This is a genomic window from Arthrobacter sp. CJL-S3 (assembly GCF_056711635.1).
The window spans coordinates 2,576,415-2,592,004 of sequence record NZ_CM160046.1 but is presented as its reverse complement, the minus strand read 5'-3'; the positions used below and the strand labels follow the sequence as shown (position 1 = coordinate 2,592,004).

The 15,590-nt window shown below is 67.7% G+C and carries 16 protein-coding genes and 2 tRNA genes; 9 read left to right on the top strand and 9 right to left on the bottom strand.

Annotation, left to right across the window (positions count from 1 at the left end):
• Window positions 1–21: 21 nt before the first annotated feature.
• Together ppk2 and AC06G6_RS11815 are read left to right on the top strand one after the other, a co-directional pair.
• Complete coding sequence (gene ppk2 / locus AC06G6_RS11820) at window positions 22–936, top strand: polyphosphate kinase 2 (RefSeq protein WP_479822244.1); 915 nt, start codon at window positions 22–24, stop codon at window positions 934–936.
• 73 nt (window positions 937–1,009) lie between these two features.
• Complete coding sequence (locus AC06G6_RS11815; RefSeq protein WP_479822242.1) at window positions 1,010–1,714, top strand: alpha/beta fold hydrolase; 705 nt, start codon at window positions 1,010–1,012, stop codon at window positions 1,712–1,714.
• A 50-nt stretch (window positions 1,715–1,764) separates the two neighbouring features.
• Here AC06G6_RS11815 and def read toward each other — a convergent pair whose 3' ends face one another.
• The 4 genes from def to orn form a co-directional block, all read right to left on the bottom strand.
• Window positions 1,765–2,337 (bottom strand): peptide deformylase, encoded by a 573-nt coding sequence (gene def / locus AC06G6_RS11810; protein ID WP_307462654.1) that lies wholly within the window; start codon window positions 2,335–2,337, stop codon window positions 1,765–1,767.
• A 38-nt stretch (window positions 2,338–2,375) separates the two neighbouring features.
• Window positions 2,376–3,530, bottom strand: a complete 1,155-nt coding sequence (locus tag AC06G6_RS11805) for an acyl-CoA dehydrogenase family protein (protein WP_479822240.1) — start codon at window positions 3,528–3,530, stop codon at window positions 2,376–2,378.
• 106 nt (window positions 3,531–3,636) lie between these two features.
• Window positions 3,637–3,709 (bottom strand) — tRNA-His (locus tag AC06G6_RS11800).
• Between the two features lie 191 nt (window positions 3,710–3,900).
• Window positions 3,901–4,515 (bottom strand): oligoribonuclease, encoded by a 615-nt coding sequence (gene orn / locus AC06G6_RS11795; protein WP_479828648.1) that lies wholly within the window; start codon window positions 4,513–4,515, stop codon window positions 3,901–3,903.
• A gap of 201 nt (window positions 4,516–4,716) precedes the next feature.
• Between orn and mptB the strand changes: the two genes are divergently transcribed.
• Complete coding sequence (mptB, locus tag AC06G6_RS11790; RefSeq protein WP_479822236.1) at window positions 4,717–6,273, top strand: polyprenol phosphomannose-dependent alpha 1,6 mannosyltransferase MptB; 1,557 nt, start codon at window positions 4,717–4,719, stop codon at window positions 6,271–6,273.
• Here the strand turns inward: mptB and AC06G6_RS11785 are convergent.
• Complete coding sequence (locus tag AC06G6_RS11785) at window positions 6,266–6,946, bottom strand: DNA alkylation repair protein (RefSeq protein ID WP_479822234.1); 681 nt, start codon at window positions 6,944–6,946, stop codon at window positions 6,266–6,268. The genes mptB and AC06G6_RS11785 overlap by 8 nt on opposite strands.
• Before the next feature lie 43 nt (window positions 6,947–6,989).
• Between AC06G6_RS11785 and map the strand changes: the two genes are divergently transcribed.
• Window positions 6,990–7,757, top strand: a complete 768-nt coding sequence (gene map / locus AC06G6_RS11780) for a type I methionyl aminopeptidase (protein WP_479822232.1) — start codon at window positions 6,990–6,992, stop codon at window positions 7,755–7,757.
• Between the two features lie 20 nt (window positions 7,758–7,777).
• Here map and AC06G6_RS11775 read toward each other — a convergent pair whose 3' ends face one another.
• Window positions 7,778–8,413: a GNAT family N-acetyltransferase gene (locus AC06G6_RS11775; RefSeq protein WP_479822230.1), complete on the bottom strand. Its 636-nt coding sequence runs from the start codon at window positions 8,411–8,413 to the stop codon at window positions 7,778–7,780.
• A gap of 23 nt (window positions 8,414–8,436) precedes the next feature.
• Window positions 8,437–8,982, bottom strand: a complete 546-nt coding sequence (locus tag AC06G6_RS11770; protein ID WP_479822228.1) for a LapA family protein — start codon at window positions 8,980–8,982, stop codon at window positions 8,437–8,439.
• 215 nt (window positions 8,983–9,197) lie between these two features.
• Between AC06G6_RS11770 and AC06G6_RS11765 the strand changes: the two genes are divergently transcribed.
• Complete coding sequence (locus AC06G6_RS11765) at window positions 9,198–10,211, top strand: magnesium and cobalt transport protein CorA (protein ID WP_479822226.1); 1,014 nt, start codon at window positions 9,198–9,200, stop codon at window positions 10,209–10,211.
• A gap of 85 nt (window positions 10,212–10,296) precedes the next feature.
• On the opposite strand, the gene AC06G6_RS11760 is transcribed toward AC06G6_RS11765, so the two are convergent.
• Window positions 10,297–10,372 (bottom strand) — tRNA-Arg (locus AC06G6_RS11760).
• A 262-nt stretch (window positions 10,373–10,634) separates the two neighbouring features.
• Between AC06G6_RS11760 and ssb the strand changes: the two genes are divergently transcribed.
• Together ssb and ettA are read left to right on the top strand one after the other, a co-directional pair.
• Window positions 10,635–11,201 carry a single-stranded DNA-binding protein gene (ssb, locus tag AC06G6_RS11755; protein WP_479822224.1) on the top strand — a complete coding sequence of 189 codons (567 nt, stop codon included), beginning with the start codon at window positions 10,635–10,637 and terminating at the stop codon, window positions 11,199–11,201.
• Between the two features lie 111 nt (window positions 11,202–11,312).
• Window positions 11,313–12,995 (top strand): energy-dependent translational throttle protein EttA, encoded by a 1,683-nt coding sequence (gene ettA / locus AC06G6_RS11750; protein ID WP_479822222.1) that lies wholly within the window; start codon window positions 11,313–11,315, stop codon window positions 12,993–12,995.
• 128 nt (window positions 12,996–13,123) lie between these two features.
• Here the strand turns inward: ettA and AC06G6_RS11745 are convergent, their stop codons facing one another.
• The gene (locus tag AC06G6_RS11745; RefSeq protein WP_479822220.1) at window positions 13,124–14,104 is read right to left on the bottom strand and encodes an acyl-CoA thioesterase; all 981 of its coding nucleotides are present in this window, start codon (window positions 14,102–14,104) and stop codon (window positions 13,124–13,126) included.
• Between the two features lie 63 nt (window positions 14,105–14,167).
• Between AC06G6_RS11745 and AC06G6_RS11740 the strand changes: the two genes are divergently transcribed.
• Both AC06G6_RS11740 and AC06G6_RS11735 read left to right on the top strand, forming a co-directional pair.
• On the top strand, window positions 14,168–14,827 hold the full coding sequence (locus AC06G6_RS11740; RefSeq protein WP_479822218.1) for a DUF8185 domain-containing protein: 660 nt from the start codon (window positions 14,168–14,170) through the stop codon (window positions 14,825–14,827).
• Between the two features lie 39 nt (window positions 14,828–14,866).
• On the top strand, window positions 14,867–15,574 hold the full coding sequence (locus AC06G6_RS11735) for a Pr6Pr family membrane protein (RefSeq protein WP_479822216.1): 708 nt from the start codon (window positions 14,867–14,869) through the stop codon (window positions 15,572–15,574).
• The last annotated feature ends 16 nt before the right edge of the window (window positions 15,575–15,590 follow it).

The following is a 15,590-nucleotide window of genomic DNA, read 5'->3' as shown; positions in this document are numbered from 1 at the left end:
GCAACGAGTGGAACGGGAACCATGGCACATGGCAAGGACGGCGCCGGCAAGTCCGGCTCCGGCAAGGACGCCGCCGGCAAGTCCGGCGCCGGCAAGAATAAGTCCGGCCGGAAGGGCGCCAAGGGACGCAAGGGGCGGTTGCCCCTGAGCGTCTATGAGGCCGAACTCTTCCGGCTCCAGGCCGAACTCGTCGCGCTGCAGGAATGGGTCCGGAGCACGGGGGCGCGTGTGCTGGTGATCTTTGAGGGACGCGACGCCGCCGGCAAGGGCAGCGCGATCAAGCGGCTGACGGAGTACCTGAATCCGCGCGTCGCCCGCATCGTGGCGCTGCCCGCGCCGACGGACCGGCAGCGCGGTGAATGGTATTTCCAGCGCTACGTGCAGCATCTGCCCGCCGCGGGCGAGATCGTCCTGATGGACCGCTCCTGGTACAACCGGGCCGGCGTCGAACACGTGATGGGATTCTGCACGCCCGCGGAACACAAGCGCTTTATGGCCCAGTGCCCGGTCTTTGAACGCCTTCTGGTCCAGGACGGCATCCTGATGTTCAAATACTGGTTTTCAATCAGCCACGCGGAGCAGGAACGGCGCTTCAAGTCCCGGCTGGATGACCCGATGCGGCAATGGAAACTCTCGCCGATGGACCGGGAGTCTATCCTCCGCTGGGAGGACTATTCCCGCGCCAAGGACGACATGTTCATGCAGACAGATACCGCCGAATCGCCCTGGTACGTGGTCGAGGCGGAGGACAAGCGCCGGGCCCGGATCAACATGATCGCCCATCTGCTCTCCAGCATCGACTACACGGAGGTCCGGACGGAGCAGGTGACCTTGCCGGAAAGGCCCAAGGCCGTCAACTACACGCGCCCGCCCCGGGAGTTGTTCCGGTACGTTCCGGACCACGCCTCGATACTGCAGAAATCCGGCGAGGGGTAGTTGTCCTATGCCGGATGGAGGTTTTTCGCCCCGGACCGTGCCGCCCGCGGTCCGGGGCGGGTAGGGTACCGGCATGGACATCATCCTGGTTCCCGGATTCTGGTTGGACGCCTCGTCGTGGGAGGAGGTGACTCCGCCGCTCGCCGCCGCCGGGCATCAGGTCCACCCGCTGACCCTGCCCGGGCTGGAATCGGCCGACGCGCCGCGCGCCGGCATCGGCCTGCGCACCCACATCGACGCCGTCGTGGCCACGATCGACGCGTTCGATGCCCCGGTGGTCCTGGTGGGCCATTCGGGCGGGGGTGCCATCATTCACGGCGCCGTCGACGCCCGCCCGGACCGGGTGGTCCGGGCCATCTACGTGGACAGCGGTCCGCTCGGCGAGGGCGGCGTCATCAATGACGAGCTGCCGGAGGACGGCGACGACGTGCCGCTCCCGCCCTGGGAGCTGTTCGAGGACGAGGACCTCACCGACCTCAACGAGGAGCTGCGGGCCATGTTCCGGGCACGCGCGGTCCCACAGCCGAAGGGCGTGGCCCAGGACCAGCAGCGGCTGCACAACGAGGCCCGCTTCGACGTCCCGGCCACTGTCATCGCCTGCGAGTTCCCGTCCGCCATGCTGATCGAAATGATCGCGGCCGGGCACCCGTACGTCGCCGAACTCGGGCGGGTCCGCGACGTCGACTACGTGGACCTGCCCACCGGGCACTGGCCCCAGTTCACCAGGCCGGCCGAACTGGGGGCGGCGATCCTGGCCGCCGTCGGCCGGGAGCCGTAGGCCGGCAGAAGTCACCGGAGAGAAGTAGATCGGGAGAATTAAACCGGACCCTAGTGCCCGAAGGGGTCCGGGTCCACGCCCGGCATCCACGTCAGCCCGGGAACGCCCCAGCCGCTCTTCTTGGCCTGTTTCATGGCCTTGCGGGCGTAGCGGTCGATCAGCCGGTTGACGTAGAGCTTGCCGTCGAGGTGGTCGTATTCGTGCTGGATCACCCGGGCAAACCAGCCCGTCGCCTCGAAATCGACCGGCTTGCCGTCCCCGTCGAAGCCCTGCACCCGGGCCCATTCCGCGCGCTTGAGCGGGTACTGCCCGCCGGGGAAGGACAGGCAGCCTTCCTCCTCCTCGTCCGGATCCGGCAGGGCGCCGGAAATCTTGGAGAGGGTCAGTACCGGGTTGACGACGGCGCCGGAGGGCGGGGCGCCGTCGTCGTTGTCGTATTTGTAGATGAACAGCCGTTTGCCCACCCCGACCTGGGGCGCGGCGAGACCGACGCCGTTGGCGGCGTCGTTGGTCTCGAACATGTCGGCGATCAGGGTCCGGAGCTCGTCGTCGAAGACTTCAACCTCGGCGGCCCGGCGGTGGAGCACGGGCTCGCCCCAGATCGTGATGGGCAGAACGGTCATGTCAGTGAAGTTCCTCTGGTGCTGTGGTGAACGGCGGGTCAGTCGGCGATGGTGCGGCCGACGACGTCGCGCATGATTTCGTTGGTGCCGCCGAAGATGGTCAGCAGCCGGGCCGCCAGGAAGGCCTGCGCCACGGGGTATTCCAGGATGTAGCCGTAGCCGCCGTAGAGCTGGAGGCAGCGGTCCGTGACGGACTTGGCGCGCTCGGACGCCCACAGTTTGGCGCGGGCGGCGGAGGCGGCGTCGAGCTCTCCGGCGTTGAAGGCACGGATGGCCTGGTCCACGTAGGTTTCGGTGACCTCGACCTCGGTGAGGATGTCGGCGAGTTCGAAGCGGCTGTTCTGGAAGTCGATGATCCGCTCCCCGAAGGCGTTGCGGTCCTTCGTGTAGCTGACGGTCTCCTCGTAGATGGCGCGGACGACGGCGGAGCTTGCCACTGCGATCGCGAGCCGGCCCTGCGGGAGCTGCTCGGCGGCGTACTGCAGGCCCTTGCCCTCCTCGCCGACGAGGTCCGCGTGCGGAACCCGGACATCGTCGAAGAACAGTTCCGCGGTGTCCGAGGCCTTGAGGCCCATCTTGTCCAGCTGCTTGCCGGTGTTGTAGCCCTCGCCCTTGCCGACCATGAACAGGGAGAAGGAGTTGTGGTTCCCGCGGCCGTTGCCGCCGTCGGTGCGGGCCAGGACCAGGGAGGCGTCGCCGGAGATGCCGTTGCCGATGAAGGTCTTCTGGCCGCTGATCAGCCAGTCGTCGCCGTCGCGCACCGCCTTGGTGCGGATGCCGCGGAGGTCCGAACCCGCGCCGGGCTCGGTCCAGGCGACCGAGGTGACTGTCTCGCCCGAGACCATGCCGGGAAGCCAGCGGCCTTTGAGGTCGTCGGAGCCGTAGGCCAGCAGGTGGGGGAGGACCATGTCATCGTGCAGGTGGAAGGCCAGGCCCACCGCGAGGTGGTTGCTCTTGGCGAACTCCTCGTCCAGCACGGCGCGGAAGCGGTAGTCGTTCATGCCCATGCCGCCGAATTGCTCCGGAACGGCCAGGCCCAGCAGGCCCTGCTCGCCGGCCGAGGTCCACAGGTCCCGCGACATCATGTGATCCTGGTCCCACTGGGCGTAGTGGGGTGCCACGGCGCGGGTGTTGAACTCGGCAGCCATCTCACGGAACATCTCGTGGTCTTCTTCAAAAAGCGTGCGCTTCACTGCGGTTCCTTCCGTTCACGGTTCCATGGACAGACAACAAAGGCCGCACCGGATATCCGGTACGGCCTTCGTCTAAGGTCGGACAATTACTGCCGTCCTTCATGAGGGTGAGCGACGGGGGTTGAACCCGCGACCTCCTGGACCACAACCAGGCGCTCTGCCAACTGAGCTACGCCCACCATGTGCCCCGCCATGCCTTCCGGCTAACCGGCTGGCTGAAAAGGCAACGACAAATAGCTTACCTGCTCTTCGGGGCTGCTTTTGCCACTTTTCGGGTTTTCACCAAAATTTTCCGCAAACGTGGCGCAGATTACTCCCGCGGGCGGGGCGGGGGCCGGCCGCGGGGTCAGCCGCGAGGTCGGCACAGGCGCTACTGCGACGGGGTCGCGGAGGACGCCTCGGCGGGTGCCGGTTCCTCCGCGACGCCGCCCATGACTTTCCTGGCGATCCGCTGCGCCGTGGCACTGTCCGGCCCCGGGGCGGGGACGAAAACGGCCTCGCGGTAGTACCGCAGCTCGTCAATGGAGTCCTGGATGTCGCCGAGGGCCCGGTGGCCGCCGAGCTTGGCGGGAGACTGGAAGTAGGCCCGCGCGTACCAGCGCCGGGACAGTTCCTTGATGGTGCTCACGTCGATGACCCGGTAGTGCAGGTGCTCCACGATGTCCGGCATGTCACGGACCAGGAAGACACGGTCCGTTCCCACCGAGTTGCCGCCCAGCGGGGCCTTCTTGGGCTCCGGCACCCACTTCTTGATGTAGTCCAGCACGATGGTCTGGGCCTCCGCCATGGTCTTGCCGTGCGGGAGTTCCGCCAGCAGCCCGGAGCGGGTGTGCATGTCGCGGACGAAGTCGTTCATCTGCGCCAGCGCGGCGTCATCTGGCTTAATGACGACGTCGACTCCGTCGCCGAGGATATTGAGCTCCGAGTCCGTCACCAGCGCGGCCACCTCGATGAGGGCGTCGTTGATGGTGTCCAGGCCGGTCATTTCGCAGTCGATCCAGACGATGCGTTCATTAGATATAGGCACGCGCCCAGCCTACCGTTCCGGCACCGCAGGGCAGCCCGATGTTAGGATTTCGGGTACGCGGGCGTCGAAAATTTTTCGTCGTCGCGGCGTGCCCCGGGCCGGTTCCCACGGCTGGCAGAGCGCGCGGAAGAGCCCCACAACAGATTGGACGATCCTGAGATGACGGTGCCTGTGCCTGCGGCGGGGAAAACGGCTGCCGGCACGTCCCCGGCGGCAACCGCTGCTGAAGTGGACAATGCCCGTTCACCGCTGCTGGCGGGATTCGTCGGTTCCCTGCTGATGGCGATCGGTTCGCTCGGCGTGGGCTGGCTTGCGCCGGCTTCCGAGCTCCGCCGCATTCCGCTGTTCATCTGGATGCGTACCGAAGCCGTCGGCGTCGCCCTGTGCATTGTGCTGCTGGCCGTCGGCGGGATGCTGCTCGTCCGCGCCTGGCTCAGGCTCGGCCAGCGGGTGCGGGTCTGGGGAGCGGAGGCCCGCAAGGCCACGCTGCAGGCGGTCGTCCTGTGGGGGCTGCCCCTGATGTTCTCCGTACCGCTGTTCAGCCGCGACGTGTACGCCTATATCGGGCAGGGCCGCCTGATGGTGGAGGGCTTCAACCCGTACGAAAACGGCATCTCCGCGCTGTCGAACTATTTCCAGCTCGGGGCCGACAAGATGTGGACCGAGGCGCCGGTGCCGTACGGACAGCTCTTCCTCTGGATCGAGCAGCTGGTCGTCTGGTCCACCAACGTGCACCCGGAAGCCAGCATCATGCTGTTCCGCCTCGCCGCACTGGTGGGCATCGTGCTGTGCATCATCTACGTGCCCAAGCTCGCCGAACTGCACGGGGTCAACCCGCACCGCGCCCTGTGGCTGACCGCCGCCAACCCGCTCTTCCTCACCAACTTCATCGCCAGCGTCCACAACGACGCCCTCATGATCGGACTGGCCCTGGCCGGGCTGTACTACTGCGCCACCCGGCGCGTCATCCTCGGCCTGGTCCTGGTCACCCTGTCCATCTCGGTCAAGCCCATCACCATCGTCTTCCTGCCCTTCATCGGCCTCCTCTGGGCGGGAAAGAACGCCAGCTGGCCGCGGAAGTTCGTGTTCTGGGGGCTCACCGCCGGGATCAGCCTGGGCCTGCTGTACGCCATGAGCCTGGTCAACGGCTTCGGTTTCGGCTGGATCAACGGCCTCTCCGCCCCGGGCAGCATCTGGATCTGGTACGCCCCGGTCGGGCTGCTGGGCCTGGTGGTCGCCTCCATCTTCAACGCCTTCGGACTCGACGGCTGGGGGCTGGCGAAGTGGGTGTATGACGCCGGCAAGCTGCTGGCGCTCGGCATCATCGCATGGCAGATCTTCCGCGGCGACTACGACCGGCTGATCCGCCGCCTCACCCTGGCGTTCGCCGCCGTCGTCGTCCTGGCCCCGATGATCCAGTCCTGGTACGTCGTCTGGCTTATTCCGCTCTTCGCCGTCACCGGCATCCGCGACGACTGGCAGGTCAAGGCCCTGTACTTCATCGTGTCGTTCTTTATGGTGTACGCGATTTCGGACCAGCTGGAAGTGTTCCCCTACCTGCAGACAGCGGATCTCGGCCTGGCGCTGGCCCTGGCGCGCAACGCCGCCGCGATCATTGCCCTGCTCTTCGCCCTCTATTTGATCTTCCTCGACCCCAAGACCAAGCTGCTCTTCAGCAAGTCCGAGGAACCGGTCACCACCCGCCCGGTTATCTGAGTTTCCGCAGGGCTTCCCGGCGGGAGAGCGGGCTCAGCGCCTCGCCGTGCCGCGCCGCGAAGGCCCGGACCCAGTCCGGATCCGTCGCGGCGTAGTCACGCAGGGCCCAGCCGATCGCCTTCCGGATAAAGAACTCGCGGTCGGCGAGGTTGGGTTCGATGACGGCCGCGAGCAGGGCAGGATCCGTCGCGGATTTGGCGCCCAGCTGCGCCGTGATGGCCGCCCTCCGGATCCAGAAGTCCGCGTCCGTGCTCCAGCGGCGGAGCACGATGGACATGTCCTCCCGGTGGCTCTGCAGCAGCTCGCAGAGCCGGTGTGAGACCCCGTCCACCAGGTCCCACCAGGCGCCGCTGCGGATGATTTCCTCGTACAGCGGCAGCATGCTCATCTCACCGGCGGCCAGCCTCAGGCCGGTGAGGTCGATGGCGGCGTAGCGTTCCTCCCGCCAGCTGGCGCCGCGCCACAGCTCCAGCGCGGTGGACTGCAATTCTGGGAGGGAACCGGGCGGCAGCTGTTTGGCGGCGTCCTTCACGATCCGCCGGACCTCAGGCACGCGGACGCCCAGCGAGGGCATCTCGGACTTCAGGTAGGCCTGTGCCCCCGCAGCCCGGGCCGGATCGGCGGCGGCCCGCAGCGCCGATCGGATCGCGGAGATGAGTTCACGGTTGGCCATGGGGCAACTTTAGCCACGCCTCGGCTGGCCTAGAGTTGAAGGCATGTCGATGATCAAGAGTCCCGCCGAGATTGCCCTGATGCGCGAAGCCGGCAGGGTGGTGGCCAATACGCTGGAACGCGTCCGGGAGGCTGCCGCCGTCGACGTGTCCCTGAAGGAACTGGACGAGCTGGCCGCGGCGGCCATTGCCGACGCCGGGGCGACGCCGGCCTTCCTGAACTACCAGCCGCGGTGGGCCTCGGTGCCCTTTCCCGGGGTGATCTGCACGTCCGTCAATGATGCCGTGGTGCACGGCATCCCCAATGACTACCGGCTCCGGGACGGCGACCTGCTGAGCGTGGACTGCGGGGCGTTCCTGGAAGGCTGGTGCGGGGACGCTGCGGTCAGCTTCATCGTGGGCACCGCCGATCCCGTGGACCTGGCCCTGATCGACGCCACCGAGGCCGCCCTGGCCCGCGGCATCGAGGCTGCCCGGATCGGGAACAAGATGGGGGACCTGGGCTACGCGATCGGCGGGGCATCCCGGCGCGCCGGCTACGGGCTGCTGGCAGACCACGGCGGCCACGGGATCGGCAGGACCATGCACGCCGAGCCGCACGTTCCCAACGACGGCCGGCCCGGCCGCGGCATCAAACTGACCGAGGGGCTGGTCATCGCGATTGAGCCGATGCTGATCCTGGGCGGCAAGGACGACTACTTCCACGACGACGACGAGTGGACCCTCCGCTCGGCCAACGGCCGCCGCGCGGCCCACAGCGAGCACACCGTGGCCATCACGAAGGACGGGCCGGTCATCCTGACCCTGCCTTAGGGGACGGTGCCGGCGCCTCCTTACGGAACGGTGGCGGCGCCCTGTGGCGGCGCCGGCAGGCGGACGACGGCGCGGCCGGGCACCGCGTCGCTGACGACGTCGAATCCGGCAGCCAGGAACAGCCCCAGGGTGCCGTGATAGAGGTCGGCAGAGCCGGCCTTGGGCCGTTGCGCGGGGTCGACCGGATATCCCTCCACCACCGTCGCGCCGTGGGCGAAGGCGTGCCTGACGGCGGCCGCGAGCAGCGCCCGGGCCACTCCGGTCCGCCGCTGGCCGGGTGAGACCACAAAACAGCTCACGGACCACAGCTGTTGCCCGCCGGGGTCCGGGACCGCCTCAGGGGCCGCCGTTGTCAGAACTTTCGAACGCAGGATCCTGGGGTAGCAGCCGCGGGGCTCGACGGCGCACCAGCCGACCGGGTTCCCGCCGCGGAAGGCCAGCACCCCCGGAGCCGGGCCGCCGCCGTCGAACCTGGCCCGCAACTGGCCTTTCCGCTGCTCCGGGGTGGACGCCGACCAATCCGTTCCCGTGAGGGCGAAGAAGCGGCACCAGCAGCCCGACGGCTCGCCGCGGACGCCGAAGAGGCGCTCGACGTCGGGCCAGTCCGCCGCCGCGGTGCTCAGGGCTCCCTGCCCGCGGGGGTCTGGATCACCCATGGAAAGGTCAGCTCCTGCCGGTGTCAGCGCTTTCGCGTCCCCGTGCCGGTCTGACGGCTGGCGCGTTCCCGATGCGCCGCGACCCGCAGCTGAATGATGCGGGCGGCCCCGGCGATGGCGACGAGCACTCCGCCGCCGACGGCCGCGATGAACAGGGCAATGCCCAGCGGAACGGAGCCTTGGAGGCCAAAGAACTTCACCTGCACGTATTCCTGGTTCTGCAGGATGAAGGCGATGAGCAGGATCAGCACCACCAGCGCGCAGGCAACCGCGGCCCAGACCATACCGGCGCGGGTCACCTGGCGCGGTTCCGGGGCGGGCGCCGGTGTTTCGGGCGTCCCGGTCCGGGAGGGTTCCTCGATCGGCGCCGGCGCTGCGGCAGCCGGCGCCCCGGACACAAGATCGGTGCCGCCCGCGGGGACGCCGGTGGTGTACCCCGCCTCGGCGGACCCGGCCGGGACGTCAGCCGCCTCCGGATACTGGTCAGCCGCCCCGGGGGAGCGGGTGGGCGACGCGCCGTTGGGACTGTTGGGATCGTGGGGGTCAAATCCGCGGGGTGTCTGGGTCATGGCGGCCGTACCTTTCAGTTGCGGGCAGAACGCACAGGCTGTCCCTGGTGTCCTGCCGGTCCACTCCATCCTAAGAGTGCCGATGCCTGACGGGCGGTTATGCGCGCGGAGGGCGCGCTGCGGCAGATGGTGGGCAGCGGATACGGGCTGTTGGCACGGGGCGGACGACGGTATAGCGTCGCAGCCAAGGAATGCCTGGTGGAGGAGGCGCTGCCGTGATTATCGACAACGCGGTGTACGTGAACGGTTACCGGACCGCGGACCCGGAGAACCTGGACGAGACGTACTTCATCCTGCGGCAGCGACAGGGCATGGCGTGGATCGGGCTCTACCGGCCCGACGCGGCAGAGCTGCTGTCCGTGGCCGAGGAATTCGACCTCAACCACCTGGCCGTGGACGACGCGCTCGCCGGCCATCAGCGGGCCAAGCTGGAACACTACGGCGAAACGCTCTTCCTGGTGCTACGCCCGGCCCGCTACCTTGACGACCTGGAGAAGGTTGAGTTCGGCGAAATCCACGTCTTCCGCGGGGCGGATTTTGTGGTCACCGTCCGCCGGGCCGAATCACCGGACCTCGCCCGGGTCCGCCGCCGGATGGAATCCCAGCCTGAGTTCCTGGCGCTGGGTCCGGACGCCGTGCTCTACGCGATCCTGGACCAGGTCGTGGACGAGTACGAGCCGGTCGCTGCCGGCCTGGAAAACGACGTCGACGAAATCGAGGATGAACTGTTCGCCGCCGACCCGGGCGTGTCGCGGCGGATCTACGAACTCTCCCGCCAGGTCATCATGTTCCAGCGGGCGACGGCACCCCTGACCATGATCCTGCAGTCACTGATGGCCGAAGCCCCGGACCACCAGCCGCGCCCCGAGTTGCAGGACCACTACCGGGACGTCCTGGACCATGTGCTGCGGCTCAGTGACCGGGTCGCGGCCTTCCGCGCCCTGCTGCAAAACGCCCTCGCCGTCAACGCAGCGCTCGTGGCCCAGCGGCAGAACGACGAAATGCGCCTGCTGACGGAGTCGAGCTACGCCCAGAACGAGCAGGTCAAACGGATCTCCGCGTGGGCGGCCATCCTGTTCGCACCGACGCTGATCGGCACGATCTATGGAATGAATTTCCGCAGCATGCCCGAACTGGACTGGGTCTTCGGCTACCCGATGGCACTGGGACTGATGATCGTCATGGGCGGCTTGCTCTATTGGACGTTCAAGCGCAACAAATGGATTTAGCGGCGCCGCTGCGTGCGTGGGCGCCCGGGCCTGTGGGGATCGCGGTTCTGGCCTGCGGAAAGTCCGGCAGGCCAGAACCGCGCTCTGGTGCCCCAGGAGGGAATCGAACCCCCGACCGGCGGATTAGAAGGCCGCTGCTCTATCCCCTGAGCTACTGGGGCGTACCGGCGTACCCGCCCGGTTGCTGCCGGGGGACGCCTCAAAAAGTTTACATTGCCCTGCGGGCGTCCGCCGTCAGCAACACCCGGCCGCTCCGAAACGCGCGGCCTCGCCGGCACGCGCATGGGCGTTCGGCAGCTAGCCCTGGCCGACGGAAGGGGGCCGGTTATCCACATGGCGCATCTGGGACCTCGCCGAGGGTCGTCCTTGGCGCGAAGCTGAAAGAGCCTGCTAGGGCACGACATTTCGAGACAGGACATGAGCATGAGCGAGAACATCACGGTCCGTGGCTTCGTTGCCACCGAGCCCAAGAGTTCGACGACGCCCGGCGGTGTGGCGACGGCGAACTTCCGGTTGGGTTCCACCGAACGGCGCTACGACCGCACCACGAACGCCTGGATTGACGGGAACACCAACTGGTTCAGGGTCCAGGGATACCGGCAACTGGCCGGAAACATCGGTTGCAGCGTCAAGAAGGGCCAGAAGGTCATCGTCGTCGGACGGCTCAAGTTGCGGAGCTGGGAACATGACGGCCGGATTTATCACTCGGCTGAAATCGACGCCGACTCCGTCGGTCACGACCTCACGTGGGGTTCGGCCAACTTCATCCGCACGGCCGCCAGCGGTCCGCAGGCCGCTGGCGGACCCTCGGGCGCGCCGGCGCTCCCGCCGGACGGCAACCGTGAGGGGAGCGAGGAGGGCGACCAGGACTACGACGAGAACAACGACGACGACGGGCCCGCCGCCCGCGGTGTCTTCGTCGACGACATCAGCGGCGAAGAGGAAGAGCTCGATGAGGAAACCGGCGAACTGAAAGGGGCGGCCGCCTGACCGGCCAGCGCCGGCGTCACGCCCCGTGGGGCCGGCACCGGGCCGCGGCAGGTGGTGGATGCCGACGGCATGAATGTGAGTTATCCCGGCGGAACCACTAGATTTGTAGGCATGGCGGAATTTATCTACACAATGACCAAGGCCCGCAAGGCCGTTGGCGAAAAACTCATCCTCGATGACGTAAGCATGTCCTTCTTCCCGGGGGCCAAGATTGGCGTCGTGGGCCCGAATGGTGCAGGTAAGTCCACCATTCTCAAGATCATGGCCGGACTGGACACTCCCTCAAACGGTGAGGCCCGGCTCAGCCCCGGCTACACGGTAGGCATCCTGTTGCAGGAACCGCCGCTGAACGAGGACAAGACCGTCCTGGGCAACGTCCAGGAAGGTGTCGGCGAGATCATCGGCAAGATCCAGCGCTTCAACGCGATCTCCGAAGAGATGGCCAGCCCCGACGCTGACTACGATGTCCTCCTTGAGGAAATGGGTCAATTGCAGGAAGCGATCGACGCCGCCGACGCGTGGGACCTCGACTCCCAGCTCGAGCAGGCCATGGACGCCCTCCGCTGCCCGCCGCCGGAAGCGGACGTCACCCTGCTCTCCGGTGGTGAGCGCCGCCGCGTCGCCCTCTGCAAGCTCCTGCTCCAGAAGCCGGACCTGTTGCTCCTCGACGAGCCCACCAACCACCTCGACGCCGAGAGCGTGCTCTGGCTCGAGCAGCACCTCTCCAGCTACCCCGGCGCTGTCCTCGCCGTCACCCACGACCGGTACTTCCTCGACCACGTGGCCGAGTGGATCGCCGAAGTGGACCGCGGACACCTGTACCCCTACGAGGGCAACTACTCCACGTACCTCGAGAAGAAGCGCGCCCGCCTGGAAGTCCAGGGCAAGAAGGACGCCAAGCAGGCCAAGCGCCTCACCGAAGAACTCGAGTGGGTCCGTTCCAACGCCAAGGGCCGCCAGACCAAGTCCAAGGCCCGCCTGGCCCGGTACGAGGAAATGGCTGCCGAAGCCGACCGCACCCGCAAGCTGGACTTCGAAGAGATCCAGATCCCGCCGGGACCGCGCCTGGGCGGCCTCGTCCTGGAGGCGAAGAACCTGCAAAAGGGCTTCGAGGACCGCACCCTGATCGACGGGCTGTCCTTCACCCTGCCGCGCAACGGCATCGTCGGTGTCATCGGCCCCAACGGCGTCGGCAAGACCACCCTGTTCAAGACCATCGTCGGGCTTGAGCCCCTCGACGGCGGCGAGCTGAAGATCGGTGACTCGGTCAAGATCTCCTACGCCGACCAGAGCCGCGGCGGCATCGACCCGAACAAGACCCTCTGGGAAGTTGTCTCGGACGGTCTCGACTACATCCAGGTCGGCCACGTCGAAATGCCGTCCCGTGCCTACGTCGCCGCTTTCGGCTTCAAGGGCCCGGACCAGCAGAAGAAGGCCGGGGTGCTCTCCGGCGGTGAGCGCAACCGCCTGAACCTCGCGCTGACCCTCAAGCAGGGCGGAAACCTGCTGCTCCTTGATGAGCCCACTAACGACCTCGACGTCGAAACGCTCAGCAGCCTCGAAAACGCCCTGCTCGAATTCCCGGGCTGCGCCGTTGTGGTCTCGCACGACCGCTGGTTCCTGGACCGGGTGGCCACCCACATCCTCGCCTACGAAGGCGACGAGGAGAACCCCTCGAAGTGGTACTGGTTCGAGGGCAACTTCGAATCCTACGAGGAGAACAAGGTCGAGCGCCTGGGCCCGGATGCAGCCAAGCCGCACCGCGTGACCCACCGCCGCCTCACCCGCGACTAAGCCCGCAAGGCACCACGCGGAACAGGAAAAGGCCGGCTCCCCAATGGGGGAGCCGGCCTTTCGTCTGTCACCTGTAGGCAGGATCCGCGGCGCAGTGGATCAGGCGCGGTGGATCAGGCGTGGTGGGTTCAGGCGCGTTCGGCCTTGCGCATCTGGTGCTGCAGGACCTTGGACTGGACGGCGCCCTTGACCTTGTTCTTGAGGTCCGTCGGAACCCGGATCATGCCCTCCTGCGCCACGGTGGCCACATGGAGTCCGTCGCGGCTGAAGATCCTGCCGGTCGCCAGCCCGCGGGCGCCCTGGGCGCTGGGGGATTCCTGCACGTACAGCAGCCACTCGTCCACCCGGACCGGCCGGTGCCACCACATGGCGTGGTCCAGGCTCGCCACCGACATGCCCGGAGTAATCCAGCTCATCCCGTGCTTGCGGAGGATCGACTCCAGGATGGTGTAGTCGCTCGCGTAGGCCAGGGCGGCGCGGTGCAGTCCCGGATCGTCCGGCATGGGACCGAACGTCTTCATCCAGACGGCATTGCGCGGTTCCTTGTCGCCCTTGGCCGAGACGTACAGGGCCGGGTCGACGTGCCGGATGTCGAAGGGCCGCTCGTAGGCCCAGTGGCGGGCCACGGGGTGGTCGTACTTGCCCAGCAGGTCCGCCGTGCTGGGCAGCGACTCCGGCCCGGGGATGCCGGCCGGCATCTCGGACTGGTGCTCGATTCCCTCGTCCTCGTCCTGGAACGAGGCGATCATGGACAGGATGGGCATGCCCTCCTGGTATGCGTGGACACGCCGCGCCGAAAACGAGCGGCCGTCCCGGAGCCGCTGGACACCGAAGGTGATCGGCTTGTTGGCGTCTCCCGGGCGCAGGAAGTATCCGTGCATCGAATGCACGCCCCGCCCCTCGGGAACCGTCCGGCTCCCGGCGATCAGGGACTGGGCAAGCACCTGGCCTCCGAACACGCGGTGCCGGGGCTGCTGCTGCGAGGGACCCATAAAAATGTCCTCATCCGTCCGGGCACCCTCCAGCTCACCGAGGTTCAACAGTTGGAGGAGCGAGGAGGTGGGGTCCTGTGTCGGCGGCCCCTGCAATCCGGCTTCGGCTTCAGTCATGGTTCGACTCTAGACGTCACTCCGGCACCGCCCCAAAGAGGCACAGCCGGTAGAGTCGATATTGTGTCTGACGTCCTAACCCAGCCCCTGCAGTTCACCGATCCCCGCGACCTCGCCGATCTGCGCACCTTCGCCACCCGTGCCAGGTCCATCGACGACGGCGCCATCCGTCTTCAGGCGTCCGGCCCGGTGCTGGCCGCCTACGTGTGTGTGCTGCGGCCGCGGCTGCTGGGGGAATCGACACCGACGATCCTCGGGCTGCGGACCATGGCCCTGGCGCAGCCGGCGGACACGGATGTCACCGTCCCGATCTCGGCGGTGCTGGACCGGCTGGCACGCGCGGGGGAGAACGACGTCGAGCTGCCGCTACCGCCGGTGACCGTCACCGAATCCTGGGCCGGCGTCGGTGCGCCCCGCACCGGGTGGGAAGCCGTGGCCACGCTGCAGGACGCCGCGCTGCGCCGGTCTGCCGAAGCCGGCATTACCGAGATCGCCGCCATCATCCCGGACAAACCTGGAGCCCTGATCGTCAACAACGCCCGCGCCGCGGTCTGGGGACGGGAGCTGCCGGGCGCCGGCGGGCTTCCGCTGGGCGCCGCCTTCGCGGCCCTCACCCTCGGCTTCCTCGCCGACGGCGAGCAGCAGCTCTACCGGGCCGGTCGCTGGTTCCGGCTCAGCGGCGCCCGCGGGCACGTCCTGGCCCGCACCGGTTCGGGACTTTAGGTCCTTCGACAGCGGCGGCCGGCCTGATTGACTGGGCGCATGAGCGGCATATCGGTGCTGGATCCCCCGGTCGAGCGACACCTCGGCTTCAATGATGCGCTGCATCCGGACCGGGGCTGGATCCGCATGCTCCGCTGCGCGGTCGGCGCCTTTGTTCTTGTCGCCCTCGCCCAAAAGACATACGACGCGACGCTCCCGGGCAGCGACGTGGACATCTTCCAGCTCTATTCGGAATTCACGGTCCAGTCCAACCTCGTCCTCGGGGTCGTGCTCATCGCATCCGCCGCCCGGCCCCGGACCCGGCTGCCGGAGTGGTGGGACCACCTGTTCGGCGCGCTGGTCTTCTATCTGGTGATGACCGGCATCATCTACGCCGTGCTGGTGGCCCCGCCGGACGAGCCGTGGTGGAGCTGGGACATGTACTGGCCCCAGCTCGCGCACCACCGGCTCGCTCCGCTGTTCGTCGCGCTCGACTGGCTGCTCGTCACCCGGACCGTCCGCGGGAACTGGTCGCGGCCGCTTCTGTGGCTCAGCTACCCCGCCGCCTTCCTCGTGTTCTCCTGGCTGCGCGGGGCGGTCGACGGCTGGTATGTCTACGACTTCCTCGATCCGACGCTCGACGGCGGCTGGGCGGCCGCGCTGGCGACGACCGCGCAGGTGCTCGTCGCGTTCCTCGTGATCGCCGTCCTCGTACATGCCGCCGGCAACGGGCGCGCCGCGCTGGCCGCGGGGCACGGGCGGCGCTGATCGCGGTCCGCGAGGG

Coding starts and splice junctions, on each gene's coding strand:
- ppk2 (WP_479822244.1), top strand. CDS start 22: ATGGCACATGGCAAGGACGGCGCCGGCAAGTCCGGCTCCGGCAAGGAC.
- AC06G6_RS11815 (WP_479822242.1), top strand. CDS start 1,010: ATGGACATCATCCTGGTTCCCGGATTCTGGTTGGACGCCTCGTCGTGG.
- def (WP_307462654.1), bottom strand. CDS start 2,337: ATGACCGTTCTGCCCATCACGATCTGGGGCGAGCCCGTGCTCCACCGC.
- orn (WP_479828648.1), bottom strand. CDS start 4,515: ATGACCGGCCTGGACACCATCAACGACGCCCTCATCGAGGTGGCCGCG.
- mptB (WP_479822236.1), top strand. CDS start 4,717: ATGACGGTGCCTGTGCCTGCGGCGGGGAAAACGGCTGCCGGCACGTCC.
- AC06G6_RS11785 (WP_479822234.1), bottom strand. CDS start 6,946: ATGGCCAACCGTGAACTCATCTCCGCGATCCGATCGGCGCTGCGGGCC.
- map (WP_479822232.1), top strand. CDS start 6,990: ATGTCGATGATCAAGAGTCCCGCCGAGATTGCCCTGATGCGCGAAGCC.
- AC06G6_RS11775 (WP_479822230.1), bottom strand. CDS start 8,413: ATGGGTGATCCAGACCCCCGCGGGCAGGGAGCCCTGAGCACCGCGGCG.
- AC06G6_RS11770 (WP_479822228.1), bottom strand. CDS start 8,982: ATGACCCAGACACCCCGCGGATTTGACCCCCACGATCCCAACAGTCCC.
- ssb (WP_479822224.1), top strand. CDS start 10,635: ATGAGCGAGAACATCACGGTCCGTGGCTTCGTTGCCACCGAGCCCAAG.
- ettA (WP_479822222.1), top strand. CDS start 11,313: ATGGCGGAATTTATCTACACAATGACCAAGGCCCGCAAGGCCGTTGGC.
- AC06G6_RS11745 (WP_479822220.1), bottom strand. CDS start 14,104: ATGACTGAAGCCGAAGCCGGATTGCAGGGGCCGCCGACACAGGACCCC.
- AC06G6_RS11735 (WP_479822216.1), top strand. CDS start 14,867: ATGAGCGGCATATCGGTGCTGGATCCCCCGGTCGAGCGACACCTCGGC.